The sequence below is a fragment of the Escherichia sp. 20412-1 genome, assembly GCF_003027595.1.
Lineage (GTDB): Bacteria > Pseudomonadota > Gammaproteobacteria > Enterobacterales > Enterobacteriaceae > Escherichia > Escherichia marmotae.
Window position 1 is genome coordinate 1 of sequence record NZ_PYQM01000002.1, and the last position, 14,884, is coordinate 14,884.

A 14,884-nucleotide genomic window follows, 5' to 3' on the forward strand; every position below is an offset into this window, starting at 1 on the left:
CAACCAGTTGAGCGGATTCGCGTTTAAACTCTGCGCTGAAATTTCTTTTTTTCATTGGAGCACCTGTGTTGTTCTGAGGTGAGCATATCACCTCTGTTCAGGTGGCCAAATTTAGTGTGCCACTACAATGCTGTTTTAACCTGTCTGTATGTTAAATAAAAGTAATAGTTGTATCTGCATTGTGAGCTGCCAGAAGGCGGATGATGAAGCCTCTGAAAGATGAGGAGGCAGCAGATGTAATTTCACGAAAACAAAGCCAAAGCGCCGTTTATCGGCCTTGTGCAACTCTGGCAGGCGGTGAGAAGCTGGTGGCTGAAAAAGCAGACCCGGCGCGTGTTACAGCAGATGAGTGATGAGCGGTTGAAGGATATTGGGTTGCGCAGGGAGGATGTGGAGTGAAGGACAGTTCGTCGCGGATAAACAGGATTTCTCTATAACCTCCACAAGGAAGTGGTTATTATTGCGCCATTATTGCTTCACGGAAGGACGCCAGGATGAAAGCCACAGAGGCTCGCCTACTCGATTTTTTAAAACGTTCGCAGCAGTTTGTTATTCCCATTTATCAACGCACCTATTCATGGACCGGGCAACAATGTCGGCAACTTTGGGACGACATCATTCGTGCCGGAAAGCGTGACGATATATCAGCGCATTTTATCGGTTCTGTTGTTTATATAGAGCAGGGGTTGTATCAGGTTTCTGGTATTTCTCCGTTGCTGGTCATTGATGGTCAGCAGCGGCTGACGACCGCAATGTTGCTGATTGAGGCTTTATCGCGCCATCTTGGCGAAGACGAAGTTTTTGAGGGCTTTTCGGCAATGAAATTGCGTAATTATTATTTACTCAATCCTTATGAGTCCGGCGAGAAAGGATTTAAATTACTGCTGACCGAGACTGATAAAGACAGTTTGCTGGCGTTAATAAAACAAAGACCAATGCCAGAAAACTATTCCCATCGAATAATGGAAAACTTTACTTTCTTTGATGAGCAAATTGCCAAACTCGGTGATGACTTGAGCCCCTTATGTCGTGGGTTAGCAAAGTTATTAATTGTCGATGTGGCGCTTAATCGTGGTCAGGATAATCCGCAACTGATTTTTGAAAGTATGAATTCCACCGGTAAGGCATTAAGTCAGGCCGATCTGGTGCGCAATTTTATTCTGATGGGCCTCGAACCAGAGCATCAAACCCGGTTGTATGAAGATCACTGGCGACCAATGGAAGTCGCTTTTGGTCAGCATGGTTACAGCGAATATTTTGACAGTTTTATGCGTCATTATCTGACGGTAAAAACGGGGGAGATCCCTCGGACAGATGAAGTCTATGAGGCATTTAAACTGCATGCCCGCAGCCAGAGTGTTGCTGAAAAAGGCGTGGATCGGCTGGTTGAAGATATTCACATCTATGCGGAGTATTACTGTGCGATGGCATTGGGTAAAGAAAGTGACAAATCGCTTGCCACGGCTTTTCATGACTTGCGTGAGTTAAAAGTCGATGTGGCGTATCCTTTTTTACTGGTGCTTTATCATGACTATAAAAATAGCGTTTTGTCTCACGAAGATTTCCTGCGCATAATTCGTTTAATTGAATCTTATGTTTTCCGCCGTGCAGTATGTGCGATTCCGACAAATTCTCTGAATAAGACGTTTGCGACTTTTTATAAGGCCATTAATAAAGAAAAATATCTGGAAAGCGTTCAGGCGCATTTATTAGAACTACCTTCATATCGTCGTTTTCCCAACGATGAGGAGTTTAAACGGGAATTAAAAATTCGCGATCTCTATAACTTCCGCAGCCGCAGCTACTGGTTACGACGACTGGAAAACGATAAACGCAGAGAGCGCGTGGAAGAGTTTACGATTGAACACATTATGCCACAGAACGAGAACCTGTCGGCTAAATGGCGCGAAGAGCTGGGAAGTGACTGGCAGCGTGTGCATAAAGAACTTTTACATACGTTGGGGAATCTCACTTTAACGCGCTATAACTCCCGCTACAGTGACAGATCTTTTGCGGAAAAACGCGATATTGAAGAGGGCTTTAAACATAGCCCGCTCTATTTGAATATCGGTCTTGGACAGTGCGAAAAATGGGATGAAGCTGCCATTCATGCCCGAGCCGCTCGCCTTGCGGAGCTTGCGGTCCAGGTCTGGGGGACGCCGTATCTTCCGGAAGAGGTATTGGCGGTCTGGCGTGCGCAACCGGCCCGCTTGCCCCGGTACAATTTGAATGATTATCCGTTCTTACAAAAAGGTGAGCATAGCCGAATCTTGTTTGATTATTTTTGCGATGCAGTGATGCATATAGATGCCGGGATTACGCAGGAAGTATTGAAACGGTATATCGCCTTTAAAGCTGAAACGAACTTTGTCGATGTGGTGCCACAGAAAAAACAACTGCATTTGACACTGAATATGCCATTTCCCGAACTGATTGATCCTCAACGGATGGCAAGAGATGTAACCGGTATGGCACGTAGTGGCAATGGCGATGTGGAAATTGGTTTCAGCGACCTAACACAACTTCCTTACATTATGGGATTAATTCGTCAGGCATTTGAAAAGCAGATGGAGAGCGCGTTGGTGTAACGCGGCGAATAATACCCGGTAGCACTGGCGCTACCGGGTCAATGTATCAGGCGACTTTCTGTTTACCCGCAATCACCCCAATAAACTCCTGCACCTGCTTTTGTTTACGTACCGACAGCTTGCACACCTGGCGCAGCGACTGCATCAGTTCGCTCTCTTCGGTGGCGGGTGGTTGGGCGGTGAGGACAATACAGCCTTCCATCACTTTGACATCTACCGCCGTGCCGGTGGCAAAACCGGCGGCTTCCAGCCACTGACCTTTCAGGGTGATGGCGGGAATACGGCTGTAATCCGGGTAGCGACTCGCATAACTCACGGTTAATTGACGGTTATTTGCCGGGGAGACTTCTGCTTCGAACGGTTGTGCAATAGAATGCGTGTCAGTCATAACTGCTATTCTCCGATAATAGTGATTGTGATGAGCGGTGCGGGTGTGTTGGCGCACATCCGCACCGCGCTAAATACCTGGATATATCATCAGTAAATACAGGGAAAGTCCAGCTAAAAATAGAATAAAATGGGCGGTTTCTGGAATGATTTAAATATATTTGCGTGAGTTATGATTGGCGTGAAATAATAAAAAGCGCACCGGAAAGGTGCGCCAGAAAATAATGATCAGGATTTTTTACGCGAGGCTTTTTTACCCCCGCTGGCTGCGCGTTCAGCTTTGATTTTTTCCAGCAACGCGGCGGCGCTGTTTTCTCCGCTGATTAATTCCGGGTTTTCGGCCCGCCACTGGGCGGTGAGTTCACCACGGAACGCTTTTGCCAGGATGGATTGCGTCAGGTTGTTGACGCGGGCCAGGGCGTTGTTGACCTGTTTTTCTATGGTGTCGGCGTAGGCGAAGAGTTGCTCGACGCGGCGAACGATTTCGGCTTGTTCGGGGAGTGGAGGAGTTGGGACTGGTATTTCACTCAAATCTTTTTGATTTATTTTAGGTAACACCGTACGGCTTTCTGCATTTGATGCCCAATCAGTGAAAGTGTTGGTCAACATCCAACGGAAAAGAAAATGAGTATCAATTTTACTATTAATGGGGTACATATCAGCACTACACATACCATCAAACGTTGCAATTGTGACTTTGCATAAGTATGGTCGGATTTTCGAGTAAATTATTTGACCTGTATAAAATTCATGCTTAGCACTAGTTACGCCATCTTCTAGAATAGTTTGATAACCAGATGCTTTACCTGTCCATGATTCAATATGATTCGGAGCAAGATGGATTGTATTAGGATAATCAAGTGGTGATTTTAATTTTGACGCAATATCAGCAACTTGATCAAACCGCATCCATGACCAATTATTGGGGATACTTGGTAGTTCTTTATTACGAAATTGTTTTAAACTGTTTTTTTCAGCGGAAAAAAAAGCAGGATTATTATTTTGAGAACGCCATTCTTTTGTTAATTCTCCATTCATGGCAAAGGTAAGCACCGCCTGACGAAAACGTTTCAGGATTTGTGGAATTTGCTCAAGACGTGCTTTGGCGCTGTCTACCTGCGCCAGCAGTGTATCGAGTTTTTCAGCGATGATTTTTTGTTCGGAAAGAGGAACAAGAACAAAATTAAATTTGCTGAGGTCATCTTTGTTAAAACCATTTTGTGCAGAACGAGATAATAATCTTAAAGGAAATTGGAAAATTTCGGATTCAAGATAATATCGAACAAAGGATCGCTCAAGTTGCTTCGGAATAATGACTTTAGCCAATGCAACATTGTATGCACCAGCATGACCTGTGCAAATTCTTCCAAGTGATGCACCATAGCGCCCTATGAGTAAATCTTCTTCTTTGCATTTCTTTAGTTTGCTTGTATCAGGGATGTATGTTGGCACAGGTTTATTGCCGAAATCCCTAATCTGTAATAGGCGTACGTAACCATCTTGCATTTCAGAGATAAATTCTGATTTAGGTGGTTGGGTTCCGCCTTGTACATCCAATAGCTCTGTAAAAGTGGTAATCACCCACCCCTCTGGCAATTTCCCCGCACTCATTCCTTCACCCCACCAAACGCTTCTTCCAGTAACTGACGCTGCAAATCGGCCTCATCGCTCGCTCCCAGTTCACGCATCAGCGCATCCAGTTCAGACAGCGCCTGCACCAGTTCTCCCATCGCTTCTGCCGCTAATACATCCGGCTCCGGCAGGCTGTCGGCATCAATGCTGTCTTTATCTTTCAGCCAGGAGATATCCAGCGAATCGGATTTCGCGGTACGGATCCACTCGCGGCTGAACTTGCGCCAGCGGCTGGTAGCCAGGTGCTGGTCGGTGTTTTTGTTCTCTTCGCTGTCGGCAACTTCCGTCTCTTCGGCGTTAAAACTCCATTCCCCTTCAGTGCGCGGGCTTAAACCGTGCGGGTCTTCGCCATACACGCGCTCAAACGGCTGCAAATGCTCGTCAGTAAACGGCGTGCGCTTGCCGAAACTCGGCATATTGGTACGCAGGTCGTATACCCACACATCATCGGTGCAGTTCTTATCCTGATTCGGGTTCACCACCGTCCCTTTGGTAAAGAACAGCACGTTGGTTTTCACGCCCTGCGCGTAAAAAATACCGGTCGGCAGACGCAGAATAGTGTGCAGATGACACTTATCCATCAGGTCACGACGAATGTCGGTGCCTTTACCGCCTTCAAACAGCACGTTATCCGGCACCACGACCGCCGCACGACCGCCGGGGTGCAGCGTTTCGATAATATGTTGCATAAAGCACAACTGTTTGTTACTGGTCGGGTGAACAAAGGTGCGGGTAATGTTGGTGCCTGCGGCGCTGCCAAACGGCGGGTTAGTGGCGACAATATGCGCCTTCGGCAGGTTTTCACCGTCGCTACCCAGAGTGTTGCCCAGACGGATTGCGCCGCCGTGGTCGAGGTTGCCTTCAATATCGTGCAGCAGGCAGTTCATCAGTGCCAGACGACGGGTGCCGGGCACCAGTTCGAGGCCGATAAACGCGCGGTGGATCTGGAAATCCTGCGTGTCGCCATCAAGGTCGTCCAGATCATTGGTTTGCGACTTAACGTAGCGGTCGGCTTCAATCAAAAAGCCCGCCGTACCTGCTGCCGGGTCCTGCACTACTTCACGCGGCTGCGGTTTCAGCAGATGAATAATGGTTTTAATCAGCGGACGCGGGGTGAAGTACTGGCCCGCACCAGACTTGGTTTCATTCGCGTTCTTCTGCAACAGCCCTTCGTACATATCGCCGAAGTCATCGCGCGACTTACCGTGCGCACCGTTGTACCAGTCCAGTGAATCCATATTGCTGACCAGCTCGGTCAACTGTTTTGGCTGGGTAATGGTTGTGTTGACGTTCTGGAATACCGCCTGCACCAGCTTTTGATTGTCGGCGCCCAGATGTACCAGCAGGTTACGGTAGAACTGCAACTGCTCCTGGCCGATGCGCGATTTCAGGTCATCCCAGCGGTAGCCTTCCGGCAGGTAATCGGCTTCCTGTCCGGTCTCTTTACACATTTTCAAAAACAGCAGCGAGGCGAGTTCATTGACGTAGTTTTGATAGGAAACGCCGCCATCGCGCAGGTTGTCGCACAGCTTCCACAGCTTCGCGACCAGATCGTTATTGTTCATTGTGAGTTCCGTAAATTAAGCAGCGGCCCGCATGTTCGGGGCCGCAGAAAAAGAAATTGCCGGGGGTAATATACACAAAATCATTCAGGTTGCATCAAGGTGGCAAGCGAGTGAATCCCCGGGAGCGTACAGAAGTACGTGACCGGGGTGAACGAGCGCAGCCAACGCAGAGGCAGCCTGAAGGATGAAGTGTATACGTGTCAGGCGAGTTCATCCCAAATATAATCGCTGAATTTATCGAGCAGGTTGTCGAGATTATCGTCAAAGGTTCTTTGCAGCATCGCCTTCCCGCCGCGACGGTGGAAGTTGCCGGTTTTGAACACATCGTCGTCGAGCACCACTTTCTCTTTCAGCGCCTGCGCTAAACGATCGAGCCAGCTTAATTGCTCGCTGCTCCAGTCGTTTTCGCCCTTAATGCGCGTCAGCGCGTGATCGACACGTTCCTCAAACGGTTTCAGCGCATCGCCCACCGCCGCGCGGCGAATATGTCCAATCAGCCGGGCGGCGATATCTTCATTGCGCGTCTCTTTCCACGCTTTGCGCAGGGAAGATTCCTCAAAGTGCTGGCGGTCAAACCACTCCTGTAGCTCGACCAGTCCTTTACGGGTGAGATCGCGCGGGCGATTGATCACCGCCTGCAATGCCGGTTGCGCGTTCGGGGAACGTTGCACCAGCGAGTCAAAGGCTTCGAGGAAATCCTGCGGCGTGTCGTAATCACCGTACAGCGATTTTACGCTCACCACTTCATCGTCAATATCGAGGAAGATCGGCGCATCATTCAGGTTGTTGATGTCGGTTTTCAGCTTTTCCAGACGGGCGATAAAGCCAGGCAGTTTGTTAAAGACTTCGGCGCTCCAGTGCGGCCCTTTTTCCCGCAGGCGCGAGGCGAAGCCGTTAAAGTTCACGCCCGCCGCGTCCTGGCATAGCTCATCCAGACGACGCACCTGTTTGTCTATCGTTTCGCTGCGGTCACGGTTAAACGTGGCCAGGCCGATGATGCGCTGGAGCTTCGCCACCAGTTGTTCATGGCTGTGCTCGGCAAAGCTACGGCCGTCCGCTTCGGTGATTTTATAGGTTCCTGAATCGGTAATTTCGTTGACCAGCGTTTGCAGTTCCACCTTCGGGCGCACCACCACCGGACGCATGGTGTCGACGCTCTCCAGCGTGCTGTAGATATCGACGCAGTCGAAAATCTTAAAGCTGGTTTTATTCACGTCCGGGCATAAGCGCGTGGCGCGGCCTTTCATCTGCTCGTACAGAATACGGCTGCGTACTTTACGCAGGAACACGATGTTACATATCGACGGAATATCGACGCCGGTGGTCAGCAGGTCGACGGTCACCACGATATTAGGCAGCCGCTCTTTATTGAAACGGGTGATCATGGTCTGCACTTTGCGCGCGTCTTTATCGGCATCACCGGTGATCTTGATGATCGCGTCGTGCTCCAGTTGCGGATACTTTTTCTTGAACGCGGTACGCAGCTCTTCCACCACCATATCGGCATGGGCATTGGTGACGCAGAAGACCAGCGTTTTTTGTGACCTGGTCGGGTCAAGGTAATTGGTGAGTTCGTTACAGACGGCGCGGTTAAACGCCGGGATCACCAGACCACGGTTAAAGTCGGCGACCTCAAAATCCTGATCGTCTTCCAGGGTGTCGTTGATCACTTCCCCCTGCGGGCTGATGCGTTCAACCTGTTCGCCTTTGGAGAGATAAACTCCCTCCTGTGCGTTGCGGGTGGTGATCTGAATCGGCGGATCCTGGTCGATCAGAAAACCGTCGATAACCGCGGTACGGTAGGTGTAACGGTAAACCGGCTCGCCGAAAATCTGCACCGTATGCAGCGCCGGGGTGGCGGTGAGGGCGATTTTTACCGCATCGAAGTGATCGAGAATGCGACGATAGGCAGAAACGTAATCCAGTTGGCTGCGGAACTGCAGTTCGCCTTCGGTCTGCTCTTTATCGAGAATGTAGCCGCGATGCGCTTCGTCAACGACGATACAGTCGTAACGGGCCACCGGCATCGGTTCATCTGATTGCAGGGTGCGTTTCACCAGCGACTGTACGGTGGCAACGTGAATTTTGGTACTGTCTTCCGGGAATTTATCCGTCAGCCCTTTAATGTCGAAAATGCTGTTGAAGGTGTCGCCGTTAATACGCGTATCTTCAAACGCGCCCAGCGCCTGCTCGCCAAGAGAACGGCGGTCAACGAGGAAGAGAATGCGTTTAAAACGCTGGGACTGGATCAGGCGGAACATCATGGCGATCGCCGTACGGGTTTTACCTGTACCGGTCGCCATCGCCAGCAGGATCTCTTGTTGACCGTTGACGACAGCCTTTTCAACCGCGCGGACGGCATCTTCCTGATAATAACGCAGGCCCAGCTCGCTCATGCCAGGGTTATTGGCAAACCACTGATTCTGTTTTTGCGGTTCGCTGGCGAGCATTTCCAGCAGCTCTTCCGGGCGATGCCACTCGGGTAGGGCTTTCGACATATTGCGGGTATCACGCACGTCGCGATACCAGATGCCACTTTTAGTCTTCATCGCTGCGCGGTATTCGCGCCCGTTGGTCGAGTAGCAGAAGGGGATTTTAAACCGTTGTTGGCCGCAGGTGTCCTGCCAACTGGTTTCATACTCCGGCACCGCTTCATGCACTTCATCCGGTGAGTAATGCTCAAGCAAGGTTTCCCGCAGGAAGCCATTATCGAAGCATTTACTGTAGCGATACGACTCATTGAGCTTTGCGGGAACGTCGATATTTTTACGTTTCGCCTCTACCACCGCGATGGGCTTGAGGCCGACAAACAGCACATAATCCGCAAAGCCTTGTTTACCCGTTTCATCTTTCCCGGTCGGCCATTCAGCAATGGCTTTATTGACGCCGGGTTCCGGGCGTGCGCCTTTGGAGAAGCGCAGGGTTTTGCTATCGGCCTGCCAGCCTGCTTTACGCAGTTGCGCGTCAATCAGGAAGCGACTCTCTTCTTCGCTAAGGTTGAGTGTGCGCTTGATGGCCTGATCGGTAATTTCTTTGTGGTAAGCCTTACGTTCCTGTTCGGTCTGTTTTGCCAGTTCTGCGTTCTTCTCGGCGAGCTGCGCTTCCAGTGCAGCAAGGCGAGCCTGGGTTTGCGCTTCGGTTTCCTGCTGTTTGCCTTCCAGAATGGCAATATAGCCGTTCAGGGCAACCAGCTTCTGCTGTTGCGCTTCGACTTCTGCCTGAGTCTGCGCTTTTTCTCGCACCTGCTGTTCAAGCTGTTGTTTTAGCGTCAGCACTTCCTGGTGATAGAGGTTCTCGCCACGTTCTGGCAATACAAACACAGGCACCGGGAAGTCATAATCTTTAGTGACCAGACGGTAGTACCAGACTGCCAGGCGGAACCCGAGTCGCAGGCACATCTGGGCATCGTCGAGATCGTTATGATATTCGTGCACCGCCTGGTTACCAATGCGGCGTAATTTGTGGAATACAGAGAGGATGTTGTCATCAACGAAGGCGATTTTGCCGAGTTCGCGCAGGAGATCGTGTTGATTCTCACAAGGGGGGATGTTGAGTAACAGACCAAGATGTTTCGCTGTGGCTTCGCCAAACATACGCATTTTAATCAGCGTCGTGTTGGGATCATCCGGGTAGTTATTTTCCGCCGCACAGGCGATGGCATAAGTGAAGTCGTTGACGCCTTTCAGGAATTCAAAATTGGATTTATTCATCATTGTTATTAATCCATTGCTGTGTGGGCCTGTCCAAATATTTAAGGCCCATAACATCTCATCTTAGCTTTCTGTACCTTTCCGGGCAATGACCGCGGTCACAGCAACTGACTCATTTCTAACGTGTTCGTCTATTTTTGTAGTGCTATAGTAGCCGAAAAACATCTACCTGATTCTGCAAGGATGTACTATGACGGTTCCTACCTATGACAAATTTATTGAACCTGTTCTGCGTTATCTGGCGACAAAACCGGAAGGTGCAGCCGCGCGTGATGTCCATGAGGCTGCCGCGGATGCATTAGGGCTGGATGACAGCCAGCGAGCGAAAGTCATTACCAGCGGACAACTTGTTTATAAAAATCGTGCAGGCTGGGCGCATGACCGTTTAAAACGTGCCGGGTTATCGCAGAGTTTGTCGCGTGGCAAATGGTGCCTAACCCCCGCTGGTTTTGACTGGGTTGCGTCTCATCCCCAGCCAATGACGGAGCAGGAGACGAACCATCTGGCCTTCGATTTTACGAATGTCAAACTCAAGTCACAGCCGGATGCCGTCGATTTAGAGCCAAAAGCCGACACTCCCGATCATGAAGAACTGGCAAAGAGCAGCCCGGACGATCGGTTAGATCAGGCGCTAAAGGAACTTCGTGATGCGGTGGCTGATGAGGTTCTGGAAAACTTATTGCAGGTTTCTCCTTCGCGCTTTGAAGTCATTGTTCTGGATGTTTTGCATCGCCTGGGGTATGGCGGCCACCGTGATGATTTGCAGCGTGTTGGCGGTACTGGAGATGGTGGTATTGATGGCGTAATCTCGCTTGATAAACTGGGCCTGGAGAAAGTTTATGTTCAGGCAAAACGTTGGCAGAACACTGTAGGCAGGCCAGAATTACAGGCGTTTTATGGCGCACTGGCCGGGCAAAAAGCGAAACGTGGAGTTTTTATTACCACTTCTGGATTTACGTCTCAGGCGCGTGACTTTGCCCAATCCGTCGAGGGGATGGTGTTGGTTGATGGGGAACGCCTGGTGCACTTAATGATCGAAAACGAAGTAGGGGTTTCTTCACGTTTGTTGAAGGTGCCGAAACTGGATATGGACTATTTTGAGTGAAAAACCTGGCCGGATGCGCTGTGCTTATCCGGCCTACCAGCCCTTACTTCCTCAACCCCGCAAACGCTGCCCTTATCTCTTCCTCCGGCAACTGGATCCCAATAAACACCATCGTGCTATGCGGTTTTTCATCGCCCCACGGGCGATCCCAGTCGGCGCTGTAGAGGCGCTGGACGCCCTGGAACAGCAGGCGGTTAGGTTCGCCGTCAATCCACAGCATCCCTTTGTAACGCAGCAGTTTATCCGCCGACTCCAGCAGCAGGTTTTCCATCACCCGGGAAACTTCGCTGATATCTACCGGGTAATCCAGTTCCACCACAATCGACGAAATATCGTTTTGTTTATCCGCGATAAAGTGGAAACGCGGTTTGGTGCTGACAACGTTTTCTTCCAGCATAAAACCGTTGGTGTTGAACAGCAGGCCCAGGTCGATGTCGCCGTGAGTGACGGTGTAGACCGGTGCACGGGCGTTGATTCGCGCCAGACGTTCACGCAGTTTTTCTGCTTCGCCTGCGACGTCGGTTTTGGTCAGCAGAATACGGTCGGCGTAGCCAACCTGTGACTGGGCGATAGTGAACTGGTTCATCTGCTCATCGGCATGTACCGCATCTACCAGCGCAATCACGCCGTCCAGCAGGTAACGCTGGCATAAAATCTCATGGGAGAAAAAGGTCTGAATAATCGGGCCGGGATCGGCCATGCCGGTGCATTCAATCACCAGACGGTCGAACTGAATATTGCCCTTGTCGAGATTATCCAGCAGGTCGAGCAGCGCATCTTCCAGTTCGTTGGAGCGGGAACAGCAGATGCAGCCGTTGGTCAGCGTTTTGATCTGCGTGGCGCGGTCGCCAATCAGTTGATCATCGACGGAGACTTCGCCAAATTCGTTTTCAATTACGGCAATCTTATAGCCGTGCTGTTCGTTAAGAATATGGCGTAGCAGGGTGGTTTTGCCCGCGCCTAAAAAACCGGTGAGTAGGGTGACTGCAATCGGGTTCATGCTCTCTCCATTAACAACAGCGCATACCGCCTTTACCATCGCCGCCGTAGCGCGCGTTCTGGCGTTCGCGGAAGAATTCTTCATAGCTCATGTACGGCTTGTCGGGATGGTTGGTCTTCATATGCTCGACGTAGTTGTCGTAGTCTGGAATGCCAATCAACATCTTCGCCGCCTGGCCGAGATATTTTTTTGCCTGTCCTAAGTTACCAAACATTTTGCCTTCCAGATATGCGTAAAGCCCGGAAGAGCCGGGCCGGGGATTTGCCGGATGCGGCGTAAACGCCTTATCCGGCCTACGATAGACATTTTGTAAGCCGGATAAGGCAACCGGTTAGTGATGCGAAGAGATCTTCACGCCGCCTTCCGGGATTGGAACGTACGGCGTTTCTTTGTCAGTACGTTTGTCACTGTTACGCACCTTCAGCCAGGTTTTGAAACCGTAGAAGATGATGCTGTACACCACAATCAGGAACAGAATACTCAGGCCTGCGTTGGTGTAGTTGTTCACAACGATGTGGTTCATGTTGGCAATCTGCTGTGCCGTCAGGTCAGTACCGTTAGCAATCTTCTCTTTGTACTGGCTTGCCATGTAGAAGAAGCCTTCCATCTGCGGGTTGTTGCTGAACAGCTTCAGACCCAGCGCCCAGGTAGTGCAGATAAGCAGCCATACTGCCGGGATAACGGTAACCCAGATGTATTTAGTGCGCTTCATCTTAATCAGCACCACAGTGCTCAGTACCAGCGCCACGGCTGCCAGCATCTGGTTAGAGATACCGAACAGCGGCCACAGGCTCTTAACGCCGCCCAGCGGATCGACCACACCCTGATACAGCAGGTAGCCCCACAGACCCACACAGCCCGCAGTACCGATGATACCGGCAACCAGAGAGTCGGTTTTTTTCAGGAACGGGATGAAGTTGCCCAGCAGGTCTTGCAGCATAAAGCGGCCAGAACGCGTACCGGCATCCAGCGCGGTCAGGATGAACAGTGCTTCGAACAGAATACCGAAGTGATACCAGAAGCCCATGTCAGCCATCGGCAGCACTTTGTGGAACACGTGAGCGATACCTACCGCCAGCGTCGGCGCGCCACCCGCACGGTTCAGGACAGAGGGTTCACCAATGTCTTTCGCAGTTTGCAGGATCTGTTCCGGCGAAATCACGAAGCCCCAGGAACTGACAGTTGCCGCCGCGTGTGCGGTAACGTCTTTCAGTTGTGCCATGATGACAGGCGCGTTCTCGCCACCCATTTCATGCAGGTTAGGCATGGTGATGCCGAGACCCGCTGGCGGGGTGTTCATCGCGAAGTAAAGACCCGGTTCGATGATGGACGCAGCAACCAGCGCCATAATCGCCACGAAGGACTCCATCAGCATTGCGCCGTAGCCAATGAAACGCGCGTCGGTTTCGTTAGCCAGCAGTTTCGGCGTCGTACCGGAAGAGATCAGCGCGTGGAAGCCAGATACCGCACCACAGGCGATGGTGATGAACAGGAACGGGAACAGAGCGCCTTTCCACAGCGGGCCAGTACCATCAATGTACTGAGTCATCGCAGGCATTTTCAGTTCCGGGTTCAGCACCACGATACCCAGCGCCAGGCCGACGATAACGCCGATTTTCAGGAAGGTTGCCAGATAGTCGCGCGGTGCGAGGATCAACCACACCGGCAGCAGCGCGGAAACAAACGCATAGCCAATCAGCGCGAAGGTAATGGTGGTGTCTTTAAAGGTCAGTGCCGGACCCCAGTAAGGGTCGTGAGCAATCACGCCGCCGAAGTAGATAGAGGCAACCAGCAGCACAATACCAATGACAGAGACTTCACCTACACGCCCCGGACGAATAAAGCGCATGTAGATACCCATAAACAGCGCAATCGGTACGGTTGAGCAAACGGTGAAGACACCCCACGGACTTTCGGCCAGGGCTTTAACCACGATCAGCGCCAGTACCGCCAGGATGATGATCATGATTAAGAAACAGCCAAACAGCGCGATAGTCCCAGGTACTGGCCCCATCTCTTCTTTGATCATCTCACCGAGAGATGCGCCGTTACGGCGAGAAGAGATAAACAGCACCATAAAGTCCTGAACCGCACCGGCCAGCACCACGCCTGCCAGCAGCCACAGCGTGCCTGGCAGGTAGCCCATTTGCGCGGCGAGAACCGGCCCCACCAGCGGACCAGCACCGGCGATAGCGGCGAAGTGGTGACCAAACAACACGTAACGGTTGGTCGGAACATAGTTCAGACCGTCGTTGTTAATAACCGCAGGCGTCGCGCGCGTGGGGTCGAGTTTCATCACCTTCTGGGCGATGTACAGACTGTAGTAGCGATACGCCACCAGATACACCGACACAGAGGCGACCACGATCCACAGGGCACTGACGTGCTCCCCCCGACGTAATGCAACTACCGCGAGGCAGAATGCACCGATGATTCCGAGAATCACCCAGGGTATGTGCTTGAATATCTTTTTAGTATCCATAGTAAAACCTGGCATGTATTGATTAATAGTTGGCCGAAGCCGTTCTAGGTTTGCGTTGCGTTTGAGGAGGTAAATTGACCGCTATCCTGCAGTGATGTTGCCAGAGTTACGCGCGCGTAAAGTAAGGTAAATAACTGAGCGGTTATATTAGGGATGTAAGCGGTCAGTTTTGCAGTTGAGCGGTATTGGGCGAGGTTTACGAAGGTTATTTATGTGATGATGATCACACCCAGGGCGAATTTTATCTCCCGGTTGTGTTACTCATATAAAAATTATATTTATTCTATATATATTAAATAACAATATAAAACCACACTTCCCAACCGGTAATATTGTTTTGGCCAATAATATTAAACTATTGGCAAATATTCTCATGTTCAAAATAGATACAATTAGTGTGAAAAAAATAACAAAA

The 14,884-nt window shown here is 50.8% G+C and carries 10 protein-coding genes and 1 pseudogene; 4 read left to right on the forward strand and 7 right to left on the reverse strand.

The window, feature by feature from the left end; all coding sequences use genetic code 11:
- Positions 1-270: 270 nt before the first annotated feature.
- The 3 genes and pseudogenes from C7B16_RS01695 (at position 271) to C7B16_RS01705 (ending at position 2,588) form a co-directional block, all read left to right on the forward strand.
- The gene (locus tag C7B16_RS01695; RefSeq protein ID WP_228995449.1) at positions 271-399 is read left to right on the forward strand and encodes a DUF1127 domain-containing protein; all 129 of its coding nucleotides are present in this window, start codon (positions 271-273) and stop codon (positions 397-399) included.
- 95 nt (positions 400-494) lie between these two features.
- Positions 495-1,148 (forward strand): annotated as a pseudogene (locus C7B16_RS01700) (DUF262 domain-containing protein); the annotation flags it as partial.
- A 276-nt stretch (positions 1,149-1,424) separates the two neighbouring features.
- Positions 1,425-2,588, forward strand: coding sequence for a GmrSD restriction endonuclease domain-containing protein (locus tag C7B16_RS01705; protein WP_107179294.1), 1,164 nt, complete (start codon positions 1,425-1,427; stop codon positions 2,586-2,588).
- Positions 2,589-2,634: 46 nt separating this feature from the next.
- Here C7B16_RS01705 and symE read toward each other — a convergent pair whose 3' ends face one another.
- From symE to hsdR, 4 genes are all read right to left on the reverse strand, one after another.
- Complete coding sequence (symE, locus tag C7B16_RS01710; protein WP_107179295.1) at positions 2,635-2,976, reverse strand: endoribonuclease SymE; 342 nt, start codon at positions 2,974-2,976, stop codon at positions 2,635-2,637.
- A 227-nt stretch (positions 2,977-3,203) separates the two neighbouring features.
- Positions 3,204-4,586, reverse strand: coding sequence for a restriction endonuclease subunit S (locus C7B16_RS24755; RefSeq protein ID WP_181244184.1), 1,383 nt, complete (start codon positions 4,584-4,586; stop codon positions 3,204-3,206).
- Positions 4,583-6,172 carry a type I restriction-modification system methyltransferase gene (gene hsdM / locus C7B16_RS01725; protein WP_107179296.1) on the reverse strand — a complete coding sequence of 530 codons (1,590 nt, stop codon included), beginning with the start codon at positions 6,170-6,172 and terminating at the stop codon, positions 4,583-4,585. The genes C7B16_RS24755 and hsdM overlap by 4 nt, the downstream gene beginning before the upstream one ends.
- A gap of 200 nt (positions 6,173-6,372) precedes the next feature.
- Positions 6,373-9,885 (reverse strand): type I restriction-modification system endonuclease, encoded by a 3,513-nt coding sequence (gene hsdR / locus C7B16_RS01730; RefSeq protein WP_107179297.1) that lies wholly within the window; start codon positions 9,883-9,885, stop codon positions 6,373-6,375.
- A gap of 187 nt (positions 9,886-10,072) precedes the next feature.
- On the opposite strand from hsdR, the gene mrr reads away from it, so the two are divergent.
- On the forward strand, positions 10,073-10,987 hold the full coding sequence (gene mrr / locus C7B16_RS01735) for an adenine/cytosine-specific restriction endonuclease Mrr (RefSeq protein ID WP_001517695.1): 915 nt from the start codon (positions 10,073-10,075) through the stop codon (positions 10,985-10,987).
- A 43-nt stretch (positions 10,988-11,030) separates the two neighbouring features.
- On the opposite strand, the gene yjiA is transcribed toward mrr, so the two are convergent.
- The 3 genes from yjiA to btsT form a co-directional block, all read right to left on the reverse strand.
- Entirely contained in the window at positions 11,031-11,987 is a 957-nt protein-coding gene (gene yjiA, locus C7B16_RS01740) for a GTPase (protein ID WP_001297640.1), read from the reverse strand.
- A 10-nt stretch (positions 11,988-11,997) separates the two neighbouring features.
- Positions 11,998-12,201 (reverse strand): YbdD/YjiX family protein, encoded by a 204-nt coding sequence (locus C7B16_RS01745; protein WP_000467859.1) that lies wholly within the window; start codon positions 12,199-12,201, stop codon positions 11,998-12,000.
- 117 nt (positions 12,202-12,318) lie between these two features.
- Positions 12,319-14,469 (reverse strand): pyruvate/proton symporter BtsT, encoded by a 2,151-nt coding sequence (gene btsT / locus C7B16_RS01750; RefSeq protein ID WP_019841686.1) that lies wholly within the window; start codon positions 14,467-14,469, stop codon positions 12,319-12,321.
- Between the last annotated feature and the right edge of the window lie 415 nt (positions 14,470-14,884).